General features: G+C 71.2%; 24 protein-coding genes and 2 pseudogenes. 17 read left to right on the forward strand and 9 right to left on the reverse strand.

Going from position 1 to position 21,971, the window contains the following annotated elements:
* Positions 1–18: 18 nt before the first annotated feature.
* Positions 19–1,473 carry a purine-cytosine permease family protein gene (locus ACZ7L1_RS21310; protein ID WP_471439221.1) on the reverse strand — a complete coding sequence of 485 codons (1,455 nt, stop codon included), beginning with the start codon at positions 1,471–1,473 and terminating at the stop codon, positions 19–21.
* 217 nt (positions 1,474–1,690) lie between these two features.
* Here ACZ7L1_RS21310 and ACZ7L1_RS21315 point away from each other — a divergent pair, with 217 nt between their 5' ends.
* Positions 1,691–2,278 (forward strand): hemerythrin domain-containing protein, encoded by a 588-nt coding sequence (locus tag ACZ7L1_RS21315; protein WP_471439222.1) that lies wholly within the window; start codon positions 1,691–1,693, stop codon positions 2,276–2,278.
* A 97-nt stretch (positions 2,279–2,375) separates the two neighbouring features.
* Here the strand turns inward: ACZ7L1_RS21315 and ACZ7L1_RS21320 are convergent, their stop codons facing one another.
* Positions 2,376–2,690, reverse strand: a complete 315-nt coding sequence (locus ACZ7L1_RS21320) for a hypothetical protein (protein WP_471439224.1) — start codon at positions 2,688–2,690, stop codon at positions 2,376–2,378.
* Positions 2,691–2,734: 44 nt separating this feature from the next.
* On the reverse strand, positions 2,735–3,979 hold the full coding sequence (locus ACZ7L1_RS21325) for an MFS transporter (protein WP_471439225.1): 1,245 nt from the start codon (positions 3,977–3,979) through the stop codon (positions 2,735–2,737).
* Positions 3,980–4,325: 346 nt separating this feature from the next.
* On the opposite strand from ACZ7L1_RS21325, the gene ACZ7L1_RS21330 reads away from it, so the two are divergent.
* Positions 4,326–4,889 (forward strand): hemerythrin domain-containing protein, encoded by a 564-nt coding sequence (locus ACZ7L1_RS21330; RefSeq protein ID WP_471439227.1) that lies wholly within the window; start codon positions 4,326–4,328, stop codon positions 4,887–4,889.
* Positions 4,890–4,925: 36 nt separating this feature from the next.
* On the opposite strand, the gene ACZ7L1_RS21335 is transcribed toward ACZ7L1_RS21330, so the two are convergent.
* On the reverse strand, positions 4,926–5,297 hold the full coding sequence (locus ACZ7L1_RS21335) for an ANTAR domain-containing protein (RefSeq protein WP_471439229.1): 372 nt from the start codon (positions 5,295–5,297) through the stop codon (positions 4,926–4,928).
* A 101-nt stretch (positions 5,298–5,398) separates the two neighbouring features.
* The gene (gene ku / locus ACZ7L1_RS21340; RefSeq protein WP_471439231.1) at positions 5,399–6,451 is read right to left on the reverse strand and encodes a non-homologous end joining protein Ku; all 1,053 of its coding nucleotides are present in this window, start codon (positions 6,449–6,451) and stop codon (positions 5,399–5,401) included.
* Between the two features lie 246 nt (positions 6,452–6,697).
* Between ku and ACZ7L1_RS21345 the strand changes: the two genes are divergently transcribed.
* From ACZ7L1_RS21345 to ACZ7L1_RS21380, 8 genes are all read left to right on the forward strand, one after another.
* On the forward strand, positions 6,698–7,903 hold the full coding sequence (locus ACZ7L1_RS21345) for an EfeM/EfeO family lipoprotein (protein ID WP_471439232.1): 1,206 nt from the start codon (positions 6,698–6,700) through the stop codon (positions 7,901–7,903).
* Positions 7,900–9,138, forward strand: a complete 1,239-nt coding sequence (gene efeB, locus ACZ7L1_RS21350) for an iron uptake transporter deferrochelatase/peroxidase subunit (RefSeq protein ID WP_471439234.1) — start codon at positions 7,900–7,902, stop codon at positions 9,136–9,138. Before ACZ7L1_RS21345 ends, efeB begins: the two co-directional genes overlap by 4 nt.
* 167 nt (positions 9,139–9,305) lie before the next feature.
* Entirely contained in the window at positions 9,306–11,150 is a 1,845-nt protein-coding gene (locus ACZ7L1_RS21355; protein ID WP_471439236.1) for a phospholipase C, read from the forward strand.
* A 71-nt stretch (positions 11,151–11,221) separates the two neighbouring features.
* Positions 11,222–11,617: an Lrp/AsnC ligand binding domain-containing protein gene (locus ACZ7L1_RS21360; RefSeq protein WP_471439238.1), complete on the forward strand. Its 396-nt coding sequence runs from the start codon at positions 11,222–11,224 to the stop codon at positions 11,615–11,617.
* Positions 11,618–11,701: 84 nt separating this feature from the next.
* The gene (locus ACZ7L1_RS21365; protein WP_471439239.1) at positions 11,702–13,198 is read left to right on the forward strand and encodes a purine-cytosine permease family protein; all 1,497 of its coding nucleotides are present in this window, start codon (positions 11,702–11,704) and stop codon (positions 13,196–13,198) included.
* On the forward strand, positions 13,195–13,749 hold the full coding sequence (locus ACZ7L1_RS21370) for a cysteine hydrolase family protein (RefSeq protein ID WP_471439241.1): 555 nt from the start codon (positions 13,195–13,197) through the stop codon (positions 13,747–13,749). The genes ACZ7L1_RS21365 and ACZ7L1_RS21370 overlap by 4 nt, the downstream gene beginning before the upstream one ends.
* Before the next feature lie 198 nt (positions 13,750–13,947).
* Positions 13,948–14,349 (forward strand): SseB family protein, encoded by a 402-nt coding sequence (locus ACZ7L1_RS21375; RefSeq protein WP_471439243.1) that lies wholly within the window; start codon positions 13,948–13,950, stop codon positions 14,347–14,349.
* Between the two features lie 102 nt (positions 14,350–14,451).
* Positions 14,452–15,537, forward strand: coding sequence for a hypothetical protein (locus tag ACZ7L1_RS21380; protein ID WP_471439245.1), 1,086 nt, complete (start codon positions 14,452–14,454; stop codon positions 15,535–15,537).
* 50 nt (positions 15,538–15,587) lie between these two features.
* Here ACZ7L1_RS21380 and ACZ7L1_RS21385 read toward each other — a convergent pair whose 3' ends face one another.
* The 4 genes and pseudogenes from ACZ7L1_RS21385 to ACZ7L1_RS21400 form a co-directional block, all read right to left on the reverse strand.
* Entirely contained in the window at positions 15,588–15,752 is a 165-nt protein-coding gene (locus tag ACZ7L1_RS21385) for a hypothetical protein (protein WP_471439247.1), read from the reverse strand.
* A 140-nt stretch (positions 15,753–15,892) separates the two neighbouring features.
* Entirely contained in the window at positions 15,893–16,300 is a 408-nt protein-coding gene (locus tag ACZ7L1_RS21390) for a MarR family winged helix-turn-helix transcriptional regulator (RefSeq protein WP_471439249.1), read from the reverse strand.
* Positions 16,301–16,380: 80 nt separating this feature from the next.
* Positions 16,381–16,731: a VOC family protein gene (locus ACZ7L1_RS21395; RefSeq protein ID WP_471439251.1), complete on the reverse strand. Its 351-nt coding sequence runs from the start codon at positions 16,729–16,731 to the stop codon at positions 16,381–16,383.
* 152 nt (positions 16,732–16,883) lie between these two features.
* Positions 16,884–17,735: pseudogene (locus ACZ7L1_RS21400) on the reverse strand (LacI family DNA-binding transcriptional regulator); the annotation flags it as partial.
* 1 nt (position 17,736) lies between these two features.
* Between ACZ7L1_RS21400 and ACZ7L1_RS21405 the strand changes: the two are divergent.
* The 7 genes and pseudogenes from ACZ7L1_RS21405 to crcB (ACZ7L1_RS21435) all read left to right on the forward strand — a co-directional run.
* Positions 17,737–18,045 (forward strand): annotated as a pseudogene (locus ACZ7L1_RS21405) (glycosyl hydrolase 53 family protein); the annotation flags it as partial.
* Between the two features lie 155 nt (positions 18,046–18,200).
* Complete coding sequence (locus ACZ7L1_RS21410) at positions 18,201–18,488, forward strand: ArsR family transcriptional regulator (protein WP_471439253.1); 288 nt, start codon at positions 18,201–18,203, stop codon at positions 18,486–18,488.
* 460 nt (positions 18,489–18,948) lie between these two features.
* Positions 18,949–19,389 (forward strand): hypothetical protein, encoded by a 441-nt coding sequence (locus tag ACZ7L1_RS21415; protein WP_471439255.1) that lies wholly within the window; start codon positions 18,949–18,951, stop codon positions 19,387–19,389.
* 121 nt (positions 19,390–19,510) lie between these two features.
* Positions 19,511–20,473 (forward strand): SMP-30/gluconolactonase/LRE family protein, encoded by a 963-nt coding sequence (locus ACZ7L1_RS21420; RefSeq protein ID WP_471439257.1) that lies wholly within the window; start codon positions 19,511–19,513, stop codon positions 20,471–20,473.
* Positions 20,474–20,679: 206 nt separating this feature from the next.
* Positions 20,680–21,156, forward strand: a complete 477-nt coding sequence (crcB, locus tag ACZ7L1_RS21425; protein WP_471439259.1) for a fluoride efflux transporter CrcB — start codon at positions 20,680–20,682, stop codon at positions 21,154–21,156.
* Positions 21,157–21,190: 34 nt separating this feature from the next.
* Entirely contained in the window at positions 21,191–21,580 is a 390-nt protein-coding gene (locus ACZ7L1_RS21430) for a DUF190 domain-containing protein (protein WP_471439261.1), read from the forward strand.
* A 9-nt stretch (positions 21,581–21,589) separates the two neighbouring features.
* Positions 21,590–21,964: a fluoride efflux transporter CrcB gene (gene crcB, locus ACZ7L1_RS21435; RefSeq protein ID WP_471439263.1), complete on the forward strand. Its 375-nt coding sequence runs from the start codon at positions 21,590–21,592 to the stop codon at positions 21,962–21,964.
* Positions 21,965–21,971: the final 7 nt, after the last annotated feature.

Genomic DNA, 21,971 nt, shown 5'->3' on the forward strand with positions numbered 1-21,971 from the left:
CCGATCCAAGGACACGCCCTACGGCTCGCGGTGCTCGTGTGCCGCTCGTTCCAGTTCCGCGGCCTCCGCCTCGGCCAGTCGCCTCTCGGCCTCCACATCGATGGACCGTGTCAGCAGCCAGTACAGCAGCGCGGCGACCGGCAGCCCGATGAACAGGGAGATGTCGGCACCGCCGAGTGCCTCGGCGGCGGGCCCGACGTAGAGGTTCGCGACGGAGAAGAACGGCACCATGGCGGCGAACCCGACCAGGTAGGCGATGATGCCGTGCCACCCCCAGCGCCCGTAGACGCCGCGCGGATTGAAGATCTCGGCGATGGCGTAGTGGCCGCGGCGCACCACGTAGTAATCCATGAGGTTGACCGCGGTCCACGGGATGAACAGGTAGAGCACCAGCAGCAGGAAGTTGCTGAAGTTCTGGAGGAAGCCGGACGTCGCGGACAGTGCGCCGATCAGGGAGAGGACCGCGGTCAGTCCGATGGTCACCAGCCGTACGGCGAGTGTCGGGCGCACCCTCCTGAAGGAGTCGATGGCGCTGATGAGCGTCAGCGACCCGCCGTACATGTTCAGCGCGGTGACCGACACCAGCCCCAGCGCGGCGAACAGCAGCACGATCGCGCCGAAGCCACTGAACACCTTGTCGCCCGCGGCGTCGATCGAGCGGATGGTGTCGAAGTCCTTGCCCGCCCAGGCGGCGAGCAGCGTCCCGAGCACCATCAGCCAGATCCCGCCGAGCGCCGACCCGAAGTAGGTCCAGTAGAAGGTCTTACGGACCGTCACGTCCGGTGGAAGGTACCGCGAGTAGTCCGAGACGTAGATGGCCCAGCTGATCTGGTAGCCGGCCACCACACCGAACTGGGCGAGGAACGGCGTCCACCGGAAGGCGCCGAGGTCGAAGGAGCCCGGCGGGTAGTGCAGGGTGACCAGGATCCCCACGGTGAAGATCCCGAAGACGACCAGGAAGGTGTACGTCAGCACCTGCTCGGCCCGGTGGATGACGTCGTAGCCCACCAGTGCGACGAGGAAGGCGACGACGGTGACCACGACCACCCACAGGTCGACGCCCCCGTGCAGCGTGGTGTGCAGGGCCTCCCCGGCGAGGATGGTGTTGAAGACGTTGAACCCGGCGTACTGCAGGTAGGCGAAGAGCCACACCAGAAGGGCCCCGACATAGCCGAACTGCGGCCGCGACTGGATCATCTGGGGGAGCCCCAGCTGTGGGCCCTGGGCCGAGTGGAAGGCCATGAAGAAGGTGCCGACGACGGTCCCCGCCACGATCGCGATCAGCGACCAGATGAGGTTGCCGCCCTCGGTGATGCTGATCAGGCCCACCGCCAGCGTGGCGATCTGCGCGTTCGACATGAACCACAGCGGCCCGAGGTGCCACAGCTTGCCGTGGCGTTCGTCGAGGGGGACGTAGTCGATGGAGCGGATCTCCAGGCCCGGCATCCGCGGCTCTGCTGATGTGCTTGTCACGGTGCCTCCTGCGTGCCGGTCCGCCCCCGTCACACGATCTTCCCCTGATCGCGGCTGGTCAAGAGGTGCGTCGCAACGCGCGCCGTTCGCCTCACGCGGCCGCGCGAGGGGGCCATGTGCGGCAGGCCCCTGCGCGGCCCGTGCCCTGTTTGTTCAGTTTGCCCTAGTGGGATGGGGTTACCCGCCCAGTGAACGACGCTCAGAGGAGGGCAGTGCCGTGAGCAATGCGACGATGGAACGCAAGGAGGCGGCGAGGCTTCCGGAAGGCGACGTGGTCCGCGTCCTGCTGGAGCAGCACGCACGTATCCGAGACCTGTTCGACGACGTGAAGAGCGCGCAGGGCGAGCAGAAGAAGCAGACGTTCGACGAGCTGAGGGCGCTGCTGGCGGTGCACGAGACGGCGGAGGAGCTGATCCTGCGCCCCACCGCGAAGAAGACGGCCGGTGACGCCGAGGCCGACGCCCGCAACCACGAGGAGGAGGAAGCCAACAAGGTCCTCGCCGAGCTGGAGAAGATGGACGTCACCAGCGTCGAGTTCGACGCGAAACTGGCCGCCTTCGAGAAGGCCGTCATCGACCACGCCGAGCACGAGGAGCTGGAGGAGTTCCCCGCGGTGCGGCGCGGTTGCGACGAGGAGCAGCTCAAGGGCCTCGGGGCAAGGCTGCAGATGGTCGAGAAGGTGGCGCCGACCCATCCGCACCCCACCGCTGCAGGATCGCCCGCGGCCCAGTTGCTGACGGGTCCCTTCGCGTCCATGGTGGACCGGGTGAAGGACGCGATCACCGGATCGTCGGGCCGCACCTGAGACATACGGGCGCACACTCACCGTGTGCGCACCGGCAGACGGGCGACGCCACCGCCGGCGGACACCGGCGGTGGCGTCGTCCTGTCCGTGGGTACCGTCAGGGCTTCTGCGTGTCGCCCGGGCCCTCCCCACGCTGCCGCCGGGAAGGCCGGGGCGGATGGGCCGCGCCCGTGCCGCCCGGCCGGCCGTCACCGGCGGTGCCGTAGCCGCCGGGAACGCCGGGCGCCATGTCGGCGTCCGCGTCCTGTTCCGTCACGCGGCGCCGGGCCCTGACCCCTGCCCGGCGCTCCGGGTAGGGGTACTCGAACGGACGCGAAGCGGCGCGCTGCTCCTCTGCCTCGCGCTGCTCCCGGGCGGCCTGCTCGGCCGTCCGCCGCTCGTCACTGTCGTGGTTGCGGTGCTTGTCGTTCATGCGCGCCGAGTACCCGGAGCCCGTCGTCCGACAACGCGCCCGTGTCATGTGAGGCTGGCAGCCCGTTTCCTTGTGTTCCCGGGCGCGTTCTCGCGGCGCGGGAGCAGCAGCGGGGTGGCGAGGAGGAGGACTCCGGCGACCGCGATCGCGGTGCGGGGGCCGGTGACGGCGGCCAGCAGGCCCCACAGAGCGGTCAGGGCCGCGATGGCGGCGCTGCTGCTGACCGACCACGCGGCCAGGGTGCGGGCGACCCGGTCGGGGCCGGTGTGGTCGAGCCGGTAGGTGGCCAGCACCGGGTTGAACACGCCGATGCAGGTGACCAGGCCGAGTTGGACCGCGATGACGAGGACGATCCCGGGGGCACCGGGCCGGACGAACGCCAGTCCGACAGGCCAGCACGCACGCAGCACCCCCGCGGTGAGCATCACCCTGTGCTGCCCGAACCGCGCCACGAGCCGGCGCGCCAGGCGTGAGCCGACGAGACCACCGACGCAAGGGGCAGCGAACGCGAGACCGTACTGCCAGGGTGCGAACCCCAGCCGGCCCAGCAGGAGTACGGCGAGCAGCGGCTCGGAGGCCATGATCAGGCCGTTGACCACGATCGTGTTGAGGAACAGCGGGCGCAGCACGGGGTGGGTGAGGATGTGGCGCCATCCTTCGAGGAGATCGCCTGCGCGCAGCCGCGGTGCGCCGGTCCGCGCGGGACGCGGTTCCCTCCCGCCGATGGCGCGGATGCCCAGCGCCGAGAGCAGGTAGCTGACCGCATCGGCCACCACGGTCGTCACCGGGCCGAACATCCCGATCGCCGCCCCGCCGAGCGGCGGCCCGACCACCGTCGCGCTCCACATCGTGGACTCGAACCGGCCGTTGGCGACGAGCAGGTCCTCCGGCGGCACGAGCGCCTTCAGATACGCACCGCTGGCCGCGTTGAAGGCGATGTTGGCCGCGGCGACGACGACGGAGACGACGAGGAGTTGGGCGAAGGTGAGCCGGCCGAGCGCGAACGCGGCCGGGACGCTCATCAACGCCGCGAACCGGGTCAGGTCCATCGCCACCATGACCGGCCGCTTGCGGCGGAACTCCACCCACGGACCGAGTGGCACCGCCACCAGGGCCCCCACTGCCCGCCCCGCCGCGGACAGCGCCGCCACCTGGGTCGGCCCGGAGTGCAGCACGAGAACCGCGATCAGGGGAAAGGCACCGAACCCGAACCCTGAGCCGTACGAGCTGACCGCATACGCCGCCCACAACCACCCGAACCGCCGCCCCAGCGCCCGTCTCCCCGCCATACCCGCCGCACCTCTCGCCGCCCCGAACAACCAGCCGCTGACCATCGGCAATCAAAGCGAGTGGCAGATGACGAGATCAAACAACCGATCCACCAGGAAAGCACAACCATTTGTTGTGCCGATACGGTGGGCGGCGTGGATCTCGATGACACCGGGACCTGGACACCGGCATGGGCGAAGCGGTCAGGGCCACCGCGTCACCCGGCGACGACCGGATCGTGAGCCGAGAGGACCGGGGCGTACCACGACACCCCGGTTATCCGCCCGTCGACGGGGGCACCCGGTGTGCCGGGCGAGCCCTCGTGGGGTCGCCCTATCCAGCCGAATCCACAGGGAGGCGTTGGACATGGGACATGGAGGGAACGTCATCGACGAACTGATGACGGACCATCGGGAAGTGGAGGAGCTCTTCGGCCGGATCGAGGCGCTGCCGCCCGGTGACAAGAACCGCAAGGTGTACGCCGATCAGGCCGTCATGGAGCTGGTGCGTCACTCGGTGGCCGAGGAGGCCTACCTCTACCCGGCCGTACGGCAGTTCCTGCCCGACGGGGACGCGGTGGCCGACAAGGAGCTCAAGGACCACGCCGAGGCCGAGCAGATCATGAAGGATCTGGAGCGCCACGAGGCCGACGACCCGGAGTTCGACCGGCTCATCGGGATGCTCATGACCGAGATCCGGTCCCATGTGGCCGACGAGGAGGGGAACCTCTTCCCGAGGCTCGGCGAAACGGCTTCCGCCGAAGCCCTCGACGAGCTGGGCGACAAGGTCCGGCGGGCGAAGAAGACGGCACCGACCCGCCCGCACCCCTCCGCCCCGGACAAGCCGCCGGCCAACAAGCTGCTCGCGCCCGGCGCCGGCCTGGTGGACCGCATCCGCGACGCGCTCACGGGGCGCGGAGAGAAGGACTGACCGGCCGGCGGTTCACCGGTCGGGTCCGTCGGCGGTTCACCGGTCGGGCCGGTCGGCGCGGGAGCGGATCTCGTACCGGCTGAGCGCCTCCCGCAGCTGGTTCAGCTCGGGGTCGGGCAGGGCGTCACCCTGCGCGAACCTCAGGATGTGCTCGGCCACGACCCGCAGTTTGGTGTTGGTGTGCTGGGAGACGTCGCGCAGGACGCGCCATGCCTCCTCCGGCGCGATCCGTGCCAGCACCACCACGGCGCCCATGGCCTGGTCGATGGTGGCATGAGAGGTCACCGCCTGCCGCAGCTGCGCGTTTTCCTCGTGCAGTCGCTCGTTCTCCGTCGCCAGGTCGGCGGGGGAGAGCAGGTGCGCGGGCAGGCGCGGAGGCTGCCGCTTGGATATCGCGTGGAACGCCATGGTGTGCCCCTGGATGAACGAGTGGCCGCAGTTCCAGCTTCCCCCAGGTCGGCGTCGTGGACGACCTGGATGCGGGGTGTCCCCGTCGGCCGCGCCCGTGCCTAGGCGCTGCGCGGCCGACGGGCCGTCCTCTTCTCCGCGGTCTTCTTCGCCGCGGCCCCTTTCGCCGCGGTTTCCTCCTGTGCGGTGTCCTTCCGCGCGGCGGTCCGCGCCCCGGCCTTCGGGGCGGTCTTCGCCGCGGTCTTCTTCGTGGTCTTCTTCCCGGCCGTCTTCTTCGCCGCGGTCTTCTCGGCCGGCTCATTCTTCGCCGCCCTGCCGGTGGCGGCCTTCTTCCTCGGCAGCTCGTGGACCTCGGCCTCCGTCCCCTCGCCGCGGGCGGCCTTCGCCTGGGCCACGGACGCCTGGAGCGCGGTCATCAGGTCCAGCACCCTGCCGGGCCCCGCCTCCGGCTCCGGCATCTCGGGCGGCGCCTGCCCCTCACGCCGGGCCTCGATCACCTGCTCGAGCGCTTCGGTGTAGTGGTCGACGAAGTCGGGGCCCTCGAGGTCCTCACGGGTCATGCGGTCGATCAGATGTTCCGCCTCGCTGATCTCGTCGTCGGAGAGCCGGACCTGCTGCGGAGCCAGCTGGCCCGGGTCGCGGATCTCGTCGGGCCAGCGCATCGCGTGCAGCACGATCGCCTCGTCCCGCACCCTCAGCAGCCCGAGCCTCTCCCGGCCGTGCCAGGCGAACTTCGCCACCGCGACCTTCGACGTCCGCTCCAGCGCCTTGCGCAGCAGCGCGTACGGCTTCGCGGCGACCGTGCCGGACGCCTGAAGGTAGTAGCCCTCGCCGATGCGCAACGGGTCGATCGAACCGGCCGGCACGAAAGCGGCGATCTCGATGGCCTTCGCCGTGGGCAACGGCAGCTCACGCAGCTCCTCGTCGAGCACGGGCACGACCCGGTCCCTGGACAGCTCGTAGCCCTTGCCGATCTCCTCGGGCGGGACCTCACGGTCCTCCAGCTCGCAGTACTTGCGTACCCGGACCCGGCCCATGTCCTCCAAGTGGTACTGGTGGAAGCGCACGCTGTGGTCCTCGGTCGCGGGCACCACGTTGACCGGAATCGTGACCAGACCGAAGCTGATCGCTCCCGACCAGATGCTCCGGGGCATCGCAGACCTCCGTGACATGCCCCGAGGGCACCAGCGTACGAAGGGCGCGGGCCCGTGGCACGGCGAAGGGGTCCGCAGGACTGACGACGACCGCGACCGGCGAGCACCCGGTGAACCCTGACGGAACTCTTGGTGTCCGCCCCCGTCGCAGGGCCGTTCGGGCGTACGGTGCTGCCTGTCATGAGTGCGCCCGCCACCCGGGCGCGTCGGTACGTTCGCACGTCGTCCGGGGAGGCGCGGAGCAAAATGCCGGTGCCCGGCCTCGCATCACGGCGGGCCCGACTCTGGGCCGCGGGTGGCGCTCTCCTCACCCTGGTCCTGGCGACGGCACTGTTGGCCACGGCCCTCGGCGGAGCCCGGCACGCACGGGCCGCCGCCGACGACGGGCTGCCGCACACCACCGTCGAGGTGTCACCGAGCGGCTGCGGACGGGGCTGGGACCGGCCGGTCCCCGGCCTGCAGGTCTTCGATCTGCACAACACCTCCAGCGGCCCCGCCGAGGTCTACCTCGAGGACGCCCGCACCAGGGCCGTCTACGGCGAGATGGAGGGCCTGGCCCCGGGCACGAAACGGGCGTTGACCGTGCGCCTCGGCACGGGCTCGTACGCTTTCACCTGCCTGCCCGACGACGCCGACGCGGTCACCGGCCCCACCGTCCGCATCACCTCGGGACAGTCCGGGCCCGCGGCGGCCCCGGTCACCGAGCACGACCTGATCCCCCTGGCGATCGACTACCAGAAGTGGGTGGCGGGCGGTCTGGACCAGGTCGTACGACTGACCGGACGGCTGAACGACGCCATCGACCGCGGCGACCTCGAGGGGGCCAGGGCCGCCTGGCTCCCCGCGCACCTGGAGTACGAGCGGCTGGGCGCGGCGTACGACGCCTTCGGCGACGCGGACAAGCAGATCGACGCAACGGACGCGGGACTCGTCGGGGGAGTCCACGACCCGTCCTTCACCGGCTTCCACCGCATCGAGTACGGACTGTGGCACGGCCGGACGGCCGCTGCCCTGCGCGCCCCGGCGGGCGCCCTGCTCAAGGCGGTCACCGCGCTGCGCGACAGCTGGGCGCAGGCCCGTGTGGACCCCGCGCAGCTGGGCCTGAGGGCACACGAGATCCTGGAGAACACCGTGCAGTTCGAGCTGACCGGGCGGACCGACTACGGCAGCGGCAGCAACCTCGCCACCGCCCGCGCCAACCTCGACGGCACCCGCGCCGTGCTGTCCCGGCTGCGCCCCCTGCTCACCACCCGGTACCCGGACCTGTCCGGCCTCGATGGGGAACTGGACCGCGCCCAGCACACGCTGGACGCCTTCCACCACGAGGAGAGCTGGACGCCGCTCGACCGCCTGGACCGCTCGCAACGCGACCAGGTCGACGCGGTCCTCGACGACCTGGTCGAGCGACTCGCCTCGGTGGCGACACTCTGCGACCCGCGGAGGACGGTGTGAGCGCGTCCGTGGAGAGCAACGGGGTCGGGCGGCGGGGCTTCCTGCGCGGTGCGGCCCTCGCGGGCGCCGGGCTCGCGGCGGGCGGCGCGGCGGCCCCGGCCGCCGCCGGCGGCGCGAGTGCGTCGTCCGTCGCGCCGTTCCACGGCTCCCACCAGCAGTCGGTGCTCGCCGCCCCGCGCCGGGTCACCGCGTTCGCGGCCCTCGACGTGACCGCCCAGAACCGCGCAGACCTCGTCGACCTGCTGCGCACCCTCACCGCTCGCGCCCGCTTCCTCACCTCGGGTGGCACGCCCTCGCCGGTCGGTATCACCGGCCCGCCCGCCGACTCCGGCATCCTCGGCGAGCGGCTGCCCTCCGGTGCGCTGGCGGTGACCGTCGGCGTCGGCGCGTCCCTCTTCGACGACCGCTTCGGCCTCTCCGGTCACCGCCCGCGCAGGCTGACGACGATGCCGTCCTTCCCCGACGACGACCTCAGACCCGAGTGGTGCCACGGCGATCTCAGCCTCCAACTGCACGCCGACGACGCGGACACCGTGTTGCACGCCCTGCGCGACATCGCCCGGCACACCCGCGGCGGCCTGCAGGTCCGCTGGCGCCTCGACGGTTTTTCCAGCCCGCCCCGCCCCTCGGGCACACCGCGCAACCTGATGGGCTTCAGGGACGGCACCGCCAACCCGGACACCGCCGACGCCCGAGAGATGAACCGCCTGGTGTGGGTGGGCCCCGGCCTGGGTGAACCGGACTGGGCCGTCGGCGGCAGCTACCAGGTCGTCCGGCTGATCCGCATGCTCGTGGAGTTCTGGGACCGGGTCTCCCTCACCGAGCAGGAGCGGATGTTCGGCCGGTCCCGGGAGACCGGCGCGCCCCTGGACGGGAACGCCGAGCACGACACACCCGACTACGCGGGCGACCCCAAGGGCGACGTCATCCCGCTGGACGCCCACATACGCCTGGCCAACCCGCGCACGGCGGCCACGGCCGACCAGCGGATCCTGCGCCGCGGCTACAACTACGACGCGGGCCTGGACAGCAACGGCAACCTCGACATGGGGCTGTTGTTCTGCTGCTACCAGCAGGACCTCGCCCGGCAGTTCGAGACCGTGCAGCGCCGCCTCGCGGGCGAACCCCTCACGGACTACATCAAGCCATTCGGCGGCGGCTACTTCTTCGCCCTGCCCGGTGTGCGGGACAGCGCGGACTGGTACGGACGGGAACTGCTGGCCGGGGCGTCCTGAACGTGTACGGGCCGCCGCCGGGTCAACAGGCGGTCAAGTTTTCCCTTGGCTTCCCTGACCCGGTGTTCACTTGACCGCCACCGTGCCTCCAGGATCGTGCCGTTCGTGGAGCAGAGCATCCCTGACCGTATGGCGCAATCACGTTCGTGCCCGGAAGGTGAACCAGCATGGCCAGCAGAGGTAGACGAGCAACGATGAGGAGCCTCGGCGCGCTTGCGGGCGCCGCCGCGCTCACGGCCCTGGGGGCCGGCGCGCCCGCCTGGGCGGCGGCGCCGGACGGCCACGGGACCCACTCCTCGACGGCCACGCCCATCAAGCATGTGGTCGTCCTCTTCGACGAGAACATCTCCTTCGACCACTACTTCGCGACCTACCCGAAGGCCGCGAACACCGACGGCACGAAGTTCACGGCGTCGAAGAAGACCCCGAAGGACATCGACACCCTGGCGAACGCCGGGCTGTTGACGAAGAACCCCAACCAGTACGCGCCCAAGCGGCTCACCCCGTCCCAGGCCATGACCTGCGACCAGAACCACGCCTACGGGCCCGAACAGTACGCGTACGACGGCGGCAAGAACGACCAGTTCGTGCAGAACACCGACTCCGGCAAGTGCTCCGGCAACCTGTTCGGCGAGCCGGGCCTGGTCATGGACTACTACGACGGCAACACCGTCACCGGGCTGTGGAACTACGCCCAGCATTACGCCCTCAACGACCGCTCCTACAGCTCGGTCTACGGCCCGTCCACCCCCGGCGCGCTCAACCTGGTCTCCGGGCAGACGCACGGCGTCATCTCCGTGGACCCCACCACCGGCACCGAGAACCCCAAGCAGACCTCGACGCCGGACTCGTACACCGTCCAGTCGCCGGACGCCAAGGGCGTCGGCACGGTCGTCAACGACCCGGACCCGGCCTACGACGACTGCTCCGGCAAGGACCACACCAGCAAGAACGCGCTGGCCGCGATGCAGGGCCAGAACATCGGTGACGTCCTCAACTCCAACAAGGTCACCTGGGGTTGGTTCCAGGGCGGCTTCCGCCCGTCCACCGCGTGGGACGGCAAGCAGGGCGACTACGCCAAGTGCGACACCACGCACACCAACGTCGGCGGTGCCGCGGTCGTCGACTACAGCCCGCACCACTCGCCGTTCGAGTACTACAAGTCGACGTCCAACCCGCACCACCTGCCGCCGAAGAGCGTCGACGAGATCGGCCACAACGGGCAGGCGAACCACAACTACGACCTGACCGACTTCGACGCGGCCCTGAAGGCGGGCAAGCTGCCGGCGGTCAGCTTCCTCAAGGCCGCCGAGTACCAGGACGGTCACGCCGGTTACTCCGACCCGATCGACGAGCAGCACTTCCTGGTCGACGAGATCAACGCGATCCAGAAGTCGCCGCAGTGGAAGTCGACCGCGGTCGTCATCGCCTACGACGACTCCGACGGCTGGTACGACCACGCGTACGCCAAGCCGCGCAACGGCTCCACGGACACCTCGACCGGCTCCAACGGCAAGGCCACCGACAGCCCGGCCTGCCAGGCGGGCCCGGCCCCGGCCGGCGGCTACCAGGACCGCTGCGGCCCCGGCACCCGTCAGCCGCTGCTCGTGGTCTCCACGTACAGCAAGGTCAACAAGGTCGACCACACGCAGACCGACCAGTCCTCGATCATCCGCTTCATCGAGGACAACTGGCACACCGGCCGGATCGGTGACCACTCCTTCGACGCCACCGCCGGCTCCCTCGCGGGCATGTTCGACTTCCGGCACCCGAACAACAAGCAGGTGCTGCTGAACACGGACGGCTCGGTGCGGTCGGTCGGCCCGATCCACCCGGTGAAGGCCGTGGCCACCAGCATCACCCCCGGCCCGGCGATGCAGAACACGGCCGCCAGCACGGACGCCTCGTCCTTCCCCGCCCTCCCGGTGGGCATCGCGGCGGGCGCCCTCGTCGCGGCCGGCGCCACCGGCACCTTCCTCACCCTGCGTCGCAGGGAGCGCGCGGGCGCCTGATCCGGCACACGCGCACGCATGAGCGGTGGCCCCGGCGATCCCGGGGCCACCGCCCGTTTCTACCGGCCACCGTGGCCGAGTATGTCCACCAGTCGCCCGTGGAGTCCGGCCGGTGCCACGAGGAGGCTGTCGGATCCCGCGGTCCACGGGCGGCCGTCGGCGTCGGTGACCAGCGCGCCCGCCTCACGGGCAACCAGCGCGCCCGGCGTCAGGTTGGCGGCGTCACGGCCGCGCGGCGACGGCCGCCGCGGGTGCCCTGGCTGGCGGCGCATCCCGTGGTGCACGGCGCCTTCGCCACCACCGGCGCGTCCAACCTGCACCTCGCGATCTGGATACGGGACCTGGAACACCTCTACCGGTTCATCACACGGGACCTCGGCGGCCTGGGCGCCGACGGCGCCGAGACCGTGATCGTGGGCCACGCGGTGAAACGCCCCGGCACGGGGCCGGGCGGCAGGGCGGGGTGAGCCGTGCGCGGCGCCCGCTTACCCTGGACGCCGGCCCGGACCGACCGGGCCTGCGGCGAACGCGTGCAGACAGGCAGGTCGACGATGACGGACTCCTTCGACGGCAGACCCGGGGGACGGCAGTTCCAGGTGGAGCCGCACGGCCTCGACGTGATCGGCGACGCCGAGCGCAAGGGCACTCCGCGGACGCTGTTCTGGCCGTGGTTCGGTGCCAACGTCTCCGTCCTGGGACTCAGTTACGGCGCCTTCGCGCTAGGCTTCGGGATCTCCTTCTGGCAGGCGCTGGCAGCCGGGGCGATCGGGATCGTGTTCTCCTTCCTGCTCTGCGGTCTCATAGCGGTCGCGGGCAAGCGCGGCTCGGCCCCGACGATGGTTCTCAGCCGCGCCGCGTACGGTGTGCGCGGCAACCGGCTGCCATCGGTGATCTCCTGGATGCTCACCGTCGGCTGGGAGACCGTCCTGACCGCACTCGCCACCCTGGCCACCGCCACCGTCTTCGGACGGCTCGGCTGGGGCGGCGGCACCGGGACCAAGGTGGCGGCGCTCGTCCTGGTCGGCGCGCTGACCGTCGTCGGCGGCGTCATGGGCTTCGACCTGATCATGCGCCTGCAGACCGTGATCACCGTGGTCACGGGCGTGCTCACCGTCGTCTACATCGCCCTCGTCGCCGACCACATCCACTGGCACACGGTCAGGGCCCATCCGGCGGGCTCCACCCAGGAGTTCATCGGCGCCCTGGTCTTCATGATGACCGGCTTCGGGCTCGGCTGGGTGAACGCGGCCGCGGACTACTCCCGTTATCTGCCGCGCACCTCCTCCAGCCGCGGCGTGATCGGCTGGACCAGCTTCGGCGCCTCGGTCGCCCCCCTGCTCCTGCTGGTCTTCGGGCTGCTGCTGGCGGGCTCGTCCGACACCCTCAGCAAGGCCGTCGCCGCCGACCCCATCGGTGCGCTGACCACGATCCTGCCGACCTGGTTCCTCGTCCCGTTCGCGGTGGTCGCGGTGCTCGGCCTGGTGGGCGGCGCGGTGCTGGACATCTACTCGTCGGGCCTGGCGCTCCTTTCCGCCGGTCTGCGGATTCCCCGCCCCCTGGCCGCGCTGGTCGACGGCGTCCTGATGATCGCGGGTTCGGTCTACATCGTCTTCTTCGCCGGCGACTTCCTCGGCCCGTTCATGGGCTTCCTGACGACGCTCGGCGTCCCCATCGCGGCCTGGTGCGGCATCATGCTCGCAGACCTGGCCCTGCGTCGCCGCGACTACGCCGAGGACGACCTCTTCCGCCCGCACGGCCGCTACGGCGACGTCCCGCCCACACCCCTGCTGCTGACCCTCGCCGCCACGGCGATCGGCTGGGGCCTGGTGACGAACAGCGCAGCGACCTGGTTGGACTGGCAGGGCTATCTCCTCGGCCCCATGGGCCTCGGCGGCACGTCGGGCGCCTGGGCGTACGCCAACCTCGGCGTTCTGGCGGCTCTCGCGGTGGGCTTCCTCGGCGCTCTCGTCCTCAGCCGCGGGCGTGTGCACCGGCAGGAGCAGGAGGCCACGGGCCGGACGACGAACGAAGGCGCACCGATCGCATGACCGCCGCCGACCTGCTCGGCGTGATCGACATGCAGCGCGTCTTCGCCGATCCCGCGAGCCCCTGGGCCGCCCCCCGTTTCCGGGAGGCGGCGGACGGCGTACGGCGCCTGCTGCCCGCCTTCGGGGAACGCGTCACCTTCACCCGCTTCCTGGCACCCCGGACGCCGGAGGGCGCCTGGCGGGCGTACTACGAGCAGTGGCCCTTCGCCCTGCAACCGCCTCACGCCCCGCTGTGGCGGCTGGCCGACGACTTCGCCGCCGTGGCGCGGCACGTGGTGGACGCGACCACGTTCGGCAAGTGGACGCCCGAGCTGGCCGGGCGTGTCGGGCCCGAAGGCCGTCTGGTGCTGGCCGGTGTCAGCACCGACTGCTGCGTGCTGTCCACGGCTCTTGCCGCCGCGGACGCGGGAGTCGAGGTGCTGGTGGTCGCCGACGCCTGCGCGGGCGCCGACGACACCGCCCACGACCGGGCGCTGCGCGTGATGGATCTGTACCGTCCGCTGATCCGGGTGGTCACCACCGGGGAACTGCTCGCGGAGCGGCGAGCCTGAGAGGCGTCCCTCTCGACGACCGTTCCCGGCCCACGCGCCGGCCGTGCCCCCGCACTTCGGTAGCCGTTCTCCCTGACCGGGCCGACACCTGAGCCGTGCGGCATGCATGGCCCGGCGCGGGATGGGTACGTGGGCGGGAGTGCGCCCGGAGCCACTGGTTCCGGGGCGTGCCCGCCCGTACCTACCTGGGGATTTGCCATGGACACTCCGGACAAGAACCACCACCCGACCGCGGCCCAGGCGGCACTGGACACCCTTGCGGTGGACGCCCGGGACGTGGAGGCGCTGGACACGCTGGCCGGGAGCGATGTGCTCGTCCCCGTGCCGGACGACGCCAGCGAGGAGGACGCCAACAACCCGAACACCGTCGCGCTGCCCGTCCTGGAGCAGCCGGACGGCGAACAGACCGTGCCGGTGTTCACCTCGGAGACGGAGATGGCGGACCTGCTGCCGTTCGTCTCCCGCTACCGCCTGGTGCCGCTCGGCGCGCTCGCGTCCCAGTGGCCCGCCAGCGACCTCACCCTGACCATCGACGCGGCCTCCCCGCACGGCCTGACCCTCAATTCGGACGGGGTGCGCCACCTGCTGGCCCGGCCGTAGGGCTCACGCACACGGCGGCGTCGGGGGTGGCGGCCCCGACGCCGCCGAGCACCCCACCGGCTGTGTTGAGGCGGGCCGGGCCGCGCGGTCCACAATGACCGCATGAGATGGATCTCCGGGGTCGCCGGCGCCCTGGTCCTGATGGCCGTGCTCTCCAGCATCGTGCGCACTCTCGTGGTGCCCCGCGGGCTGTACTCGATCCTCGTGTACCGGCTGTGGTGGGCACTGCGGCGGGTGCTGCGGCTGGCCGCGCCCGGGGGCCGCTACGAGGACATCGACCGGGCACAGACCTGGCTCGCCCCGCTGATCCTGATCGGCATGCTCGCCATCTGGCTCGGTGGGGCGCTCGCGGGGTACGGCCTGCTGCTGTCCTCCGTGTCCTCGCTGAGCTGGAGCAATGCGTTCCGTGAGGCGGGCTCCAGCCTGTTCACGCTCGGCTTCGCCAGCGGTATGCGGCTGCGGCTGTCCGCGCTGGACTTCGTCGCGGCGGCCACCGGGCCCGTGGTCATCGCCCTGCAGATCGCCTACCTGCCCACCCTGTACGCCGCCTACAACCGCCGTGAACTGGAGGTCACCCTGCTGCAGTCCCGGGCGGGCGAGCCCGCCTGGGGCCCGGAGATCCTGGCCCGTCAATGGCTCGTCGAAACCGAGACCGCGCTGCCCGAGCTGTACCGTGCGTGGGAGCGGCTGGCCGCCGACATCGGCGAGAGCCACTCCACCTACCCGGTGCTGATCTCGTTCCGCTCGCCGCGGCCGTACCGGAACTGGCTGGTCGGGATGCTCGCCGTCATGGACGCGGCGGCGATGCAGCTCTCCCTCGCGCCGCGCGCCGCGCCACCGGAGGCCCGGCTGGTGCTCCGGGCCGGGTTCACCGCCCTGCGTGACATCGCCCGCTCGCTGCGCTTGCCGTTCGAGGCCGACCCGGCGCCCGACGCCCCGATCCAGCTCACCTTCACGGAGTTCGACGCGGCCGTGGCGATGCTGGAGGCGACGGGCTTCTTGGCGGAGCGGACGGCGCGGGAGGCCTGGCCGCACTTCCAGGGCTGGCGGGTCAACTACGAGGCGATCGCATACGAACTGTGCCGCCGCTGCGATGCCGTACCCGCGCTGTGGAGCGGTCCCCGCGACTTCGACTGCCCCCAGATCCCGCCGCGCCGGCCGGCGGACCGGCGGCCCGCGACGGGGTGAGCGCGGCCGGTCCAGGGCCCGGCCGGCCGACCTGAGCCGAAAGGCAGGCGCTAGGCATCCCTGCCGGAGACGTCGCCCTCGTCGTCAGCGGGCGTCTGCTCGGCCTCGTCGTCCGGCCGGACCCCGCTCCGTGACGGCTGCTGCCCCTCGAGTTGCCGCTGCTCCTCATCGAGATGCCTGCGTACCTCTTCCGGCTTGTCTCCGACCTGTTCCATGACGTCCCTCCGGTTGTCCTGGCCCATGTCGCGCGCCGCGGCGCGCGCACCACCAGGTTCACACGGAGCTGCCACGCATGCGATCGCGCGCATGATGCCGGCGCCGGCGGTGTGCCGGGCCGACAACCCCGTGCCGCCGGTCAGGCGGGGCGGCCGGGCCAGGACGTCAGCGTGCGGGCGAGGACCTCACGTTGCAGCGGCAGCACCTCGGCGTGCAGCGCGCGGCCCTTCTCGGTCAGGGCGACCCAGACCCCGCGCCGGTCCTCGTCGCACACCGAGCGCCGCACCAGCCCGTCCTTCTCCAGCCGCCCGATCAGCCGGGACAGCGCGCTCTGGCTCAGATGGACGCGCCCGGCGATGTTCTGCACCCGGCACTGGTCGCCGTGGGCGGGCGTCTCGGCGGCGAGGATGTCGAGAACCTCGAAGTCGCTGGCGCCGAGACCGTGGGGGTGGAGCGCACGGTCGATCTCGCACATGGTGCGGGCGTGCACCGACAGGATGTCCCGCCACTGTTCCTCGAGCCGGGAGTCGGCCGTCTTCACTGCCATACCCGCACGGTAACAGAAAACCCCCCATTCGTTTACGTTGCAACTAGTGTGTGTGCAAGCACTGCACGGAGGGCGAAACCCTACGAGGCCGGGTCCTGGAGGAGGCCCACGAGGTTGCCGTCCGCGTCCTTCACCGACGCGATCAGCCTGCCGCCACCGACGTCCTGGAGGTCCTGCAGCACCTCGGCCCCGGCGTCCACCAACGCCCCGAGCCGGGCCTCGATGTCGGACACGTGCCAGAAGGGCACCGGCCCGGTCAGGCCCTTGGCGTGCCCGTTCGGGTCCAGCCCGACGTCCTGCCCGGCGACCCGGAACCCGACGTAGTAGGACTCGTCCACGTACGGCTCCGTCCCCAGCAGGGCGCTGAACATCGACTTGGCCGCGGCCAGGTCCTTGACGGGGTAGATGATGGTCTGCAGGCCCGTGGTCATGGTGTGCTCCTCAGCGGTGGGTGGGCCGGCGTCGTTCGCCGGTGTTCCCACGCTACGGAGGGGCAGTCGCGCACGGCTTCTCCAAAACTGACCGGTCGCACGAGGCGCCGACGGCTCGGGTGACCGAGCGGCGCGCCCGCGCGACCGTGAGGTCACGTCGACTCGCGTTTCACCAGTTCCGTCGGCAGGATCACCGCCGCCGGGTCCTCGCCGCCGATCCGCGCCAGCAGGACGCGGACCATCTCGTTGCTGATCCGGTCCCAGGGCTGACGGATGGTGGTGAGGGCGGGGCTCACCGCCGTGGCCGCGGGGGAGTCGTCGAAGCCGCCCACCGCCACGTCGTCGGGGACCCGGCGGCCCGCCCGCCGGAGCGCGGTCAGCACGCCCTGGGCCATCAGGTCGGAGGCGACGAACACCGCGTCCATGTCCGGTGCCTGCGCCAGCAGCCGTTCCGCGCCCGCCTCACCGCCGGCCCGGCTGTAGTCACCGGGAACGACGAGCTTCTCGTCGATCTCCAGGCCGGCCTCGCCGAGGACCTCCTTGTAGCCGGCGAGGCGCTCCACGCCGCCCGGCGTGTCAAGGGGACCCGTGACCACGCCGATCCGCCGCCGGCCCACGGACAGCAGATGGCGCACCATCTCGCGGGCGCGGTCCCGGTCGTCCGCCGCCACATAGCTCACCTTGGCGCCCAGCCCGATGGGCTTGCCGCACGCGACCAGCGGCACGCCCGCCTCGCGAAGCTCCTCGGCGACCGGGTCACCGGAGTGGCTGGAGACCAGCAGCACCCCGTCGACGTGGCCCGCGGTGATGTACCGGGTGATGCGCCGCCGTTCGTCCTTGGTGCCCTCGAGCATCAGCAGCAGCGGGATGTCGTGCGCGGCCAGCGCCTGAGTACAGCCGCGCAGCAGCACGTTGAAGTTGGGGTCCTCGAAGAACCGCTCCTGCGGCTCGGTGAGCAGGAAGCCGATCGAGTCGGAGCGACCGGTGATCAGCGAGCGGGCGTTGTTCCGGCTGGACAGCAAGGACTCGCTGACCAACCAGATCGACACCACCGGTGAGCTGGTGAACGGCTACCCGGCGACCACCGCAGGGCAGGCCGCCTGGCTGCGGGACGTCATGAACAGCGTGGAGGCCGTGCCGAACGGCCGAGGCCTCGGCGTCTTCTACTGGGAGGCCACCTGGACCGCGGTCACCGGCAACGGCTGGGACCCGACCGACCCGTCCTCAGGCAACGGCTGGGAGAACCAGGCCCTCTTCGACTACGACAACAAGGCGACCCCGGCGATGAGCTGGTTCGGCCAAGGCCACCGCTGAACCACCGGCAAGCCGGGGCCCCGGCCGCGTGTGCGGCCTCGGCCCCGCGCGTACAAGGGGCCGTTCGGCCCTTCTCAGTTCGGCCCGATCGGGCCTCGGCCCCGCACCGTCCGTCACGGCAGAGTGGGACCAGAGGGCGGTACGGAAGGGACGAGATGCTGAAGAGACCCGACGGCGACAGGAGGCTGCGGATCCTGGAGTGGCTGAGGGACCCGGGAGCCCACTTCCCGCCCCAGCGGTACACCGACCTCACCGAGGACGGCGTGACCGCCGCCGCCGTCGCGTCGAAACTCGGCGTATCCCGCTGCGTCGCCGAGTCCGACCTGCGCCTCCTTGCCGCCATCGGCCTCCTCCGCACGAGGACGATCCGCCGCCGCACCCACTACCGTCGCGACGAGGTACGGATCGCCGAGGTGGCGAGGATGTTCGAGAAAGGCTGGTGAGTGCTCACCACGGACGGCCGGAGTAACGCGTGCCCGGCGGTTACGACCGTGCGCCGGAGCGCTCCGGCAACCGGGCCGACAGCGCCTGGCCCAGCGCCAGCACGCTCAGGCCGAACATAAGGATGCCCAGGGGCACATGGAGCTGTTGGGTTGGCGGTCGCTCCGGAATCAGTGAGCGCCCGGCCGACAACCCGGTTTCGGTACGAGCGCCGGGCACCTCGCGCCGCGTTCCCGCCCCCAGCCGCGCCATGACCTCTACCTCCAACCCTTGGCCTGGGTCGCCGAGCTGAGCGAATGCCACGGACGTGCACGAAGGTGAAAAGGTTGTGCCCCGGCTGTTGGCTTCCCGTGTGGCATTCGCCACGTCGGTGACCTGTGATGTTCCCGAGTTGGCATGCGCTTGACCAGCAGGAGGGGACCGGTTGGCGTTCCCCTGACCCGAGCGAAGGGGTGGGGTCCCATGGGCCAGTCGGACAAGCGCATTCCGTCCGCGAAGGAGATGCGGCGGTACGCGGCCGCCTTCGTCGCGCGCGTCACCGCCCGCAACCGGCTGCCGCTGGACTATTCCGTGGCCAGCCTGCGCGTCGTCGACTTCATGGTCGACGGCCTGCGCAAGGGAGGGGCCGACCGGAACCGGGCGTCCGGGGCGCTGTTCGGTCTCGGCGCGTACGTCGGTGAGGTTCTCGTGCGCCGCGCGGGGGCGGCGTGGGTGGACTTCGACGCCGAGCAGCGCGCCTACTTCGGGCAGCCGATCGGTGTGCGCATGCCGGACGGGCGGGTCTGGAACCCCCTCGGCAAGGTCTTCAACCGCTTCGAGCTGGGCGCCCCCGAGGAATCCCTGCAGCTCTTCTATCTGAGGTTGCACGGCAGGGCGCGCACAACGGCGGACGTGACGTCCTGAGCGGCGGCTGTGCGCACGTGGTTCGAGACGGCACGGTCGCGCACGAGTCCGAAAGGGTACGGGTGTCTGCGGGTACCTGCTGCGAGGATGAACCGTCTTCGGCAGCGAAGGGCAGGCACACATGGACCGTCCCAAGGCTCTTGTTCCGCTCCGCTACGTCGCGATCGGCGGCCGGGGCCCGGAGGACGTCGTCGTCGACCGACGCGGGCGGGTGCTCACCGGTGTCGAGGACGGCCGCATCCTGGGCCTCGACGGACTCGCGGATCCCGCTCGTACCCGCGTCGAGGTGATCGCCGAGACCGGTGGCCGCCCGCTCGGGCTCGAACTCCTCCCCGACGGCGACCTGTTGGTGTGCGACGCGCACCGCGGGCTTCTGCAGACCCACCTCGAGGACGGCACCGTACGCGTCCTCGCCGACTCGGCGGCGGGGGAGCCCCTGCGGTTCTGCAGCAACGTCGTCGCCCTGTCCGACGGCACCTTGTACTTCACCGTGTCCAGCCGTCGCCACCCCTTCGAGCAGTGGATCGGCGACATCGTCGAGCACACCGGAACGGGACGGCTGTTGCGGCTCGCCCCCGGCGCCGACGCTCCCGAGGTGCTCCTGGACGGGCTCCAGTTCGCCAACGGGCTCGCGCCCGCCAAGGACGAGTCCTTCCTCGTCGTCGCCGAGACCGGAGCCCGACGCCTCAGCCGCTACTGGCTGGCCGGACCGCGTTCCGGTCGCGCCGAACCATTCCTCGAGGACCTCCCGGGAATGCCGGACAACCTCTGGCGCGAAGGACCGGAAGGTCCGATCTGGGTGGCCCTCGCCGGACCGCACGTCCCCGCTCTCGACCTGCTGCACCGCGCCGCCCCGCCCGTGCGCCGCGCCGCCGCCCGGCTCGCGGTGCGGGCCCCGTACCGCCCGGCGGCCATGGCCGGTGTCCTCGCCATCGATGACGACGGTCGCATCCGGCGCCACCTCGTCCGCCATCGCTCCGGCTTCCGCATGTCCACCAGCGCCTGTGTCGCCGACGGCCGGCTGATCCTCGGCAGCGTCTGGGAACACGGCATCGCCGTGTGCGAGCTGCCCGACACCCCATAGACCCGACCCCATAGAGGGGGCGCTCGACCCCGCGTGTGCGCGGCCGTCGTGCCCGACGGTAATCTGTACCCCGGCCGCGATCACGTCCCGCGGCGCGGCGGTGGGGCCCGCCGTACCCGAACCGCGGCAGTGCCGCCGCCAACGGTCCCTACTTGCGATGAGCGTGCCCGTCCGGCAGGGCCCCGGCGAGTAGGAGAAGTACGTCCATGTCAGTCCCGCACCCCAAGAGCGCCGACACCACCGGTGCCGCACCGCCCGAGCCCATGCGGCGGCCGTCCCCCTGGCACGGACAGGGACCCGTCGTCGCGGTCGTCGCCCTCGGCGGCGGCATCGGCGCCACGGCCCGCTACGGCGCCTCGCTGCTGTGGCCCGCGCGGACCGGGGGATTCCCCTGGACCACCTTCGGTGTGAACCTCGTCGGCTGTGCCGTGATCGGCGTCTTCATGGTCGTGATCACCGATGTGTGGGCGGCCCACCGGCTGGTGCGGCCCTTCTTCGGCACCGGCGTGCTCGGCGGCTTCACCACCTTCTCGACGTACGCCGTCGACATCCAGAGGCTGGTCGACGCGGGCCATCCGCGCACCGCACTCGCGTATCTGTTCGCGACGCTCCTCGGGGCCCTCGCCTCGGTCTGGCTCGCGATGACGGCCGTCCGTCGCGTCCTGGCGTGGCGGCCGCGATGAACGACACCACCCACCGGCGCCCGCGGAGGCGGCCATGACACGACTGACCGGCAGGGCCCTCAGGCTGACCGTCTTCATCGGTGAGCACGACACATGGCACCACAAGCCCCTCTACAGCGAAATCGTGCACCGGGCGCATGCCGCGGGTCTCGCGGGCGCGAGCGTCTTCCGCGGCATCGAGGGCTTCGGCGCCTCCTCGCTGATCCACACCTCCAGGCTGCTGTCGCTGAGCGAGGACCTGCCCGTCGCCGTCGTGATCGTCGACACGGAGGAGCACGTCCGTGCCTTCTTGCCCCAACTCGACGAACTCGTCACCGAAGGACTCGTGACGCTCGACGACTGCGAAGTCATCCGGTATGCCGGACGCGGGGAGATCGCACGCGGGGAAACCGGTCGCGGGGAATCCGGACGACGGGAAAGGTGAGAACTCGTTGTGAATTGGCTGCTGGTGATTCTCGGTGCCGTGGTCGGCGCACCCCTGCGTTACCTCACCGACCGCTCGGTGCAGCTCAAGCACGACACGGTCTTTCCCTGGGGCACCCTGGTGGTCAACGTCACGGGCTGCCTCGTCCTCGGCCTGCTGACCGGCGCCGCCGCGGCCGGCCATGCCTCGCCGCACCTGCAGCTCCTGCTCGGCACGGGCCTGTGCGGGGCGCTGACCACATACTCGACGTTCTCGTACGAGACACTGCGGCTGACCGAGACCGGCGCGGGGTTCTACGCTGCCGTCAACGTCGTCGCGAGCGTGACGGCGGGCCTCGGTGCGGCTTTTGCCGGGGTTTCGCTCGCCCAGGCCCTGTGGACCTAGTCGGCGG

The sequence above is a fragment of the Streptomyces sp. NPDC107546 genome (genome assembly GCF_055639175.1).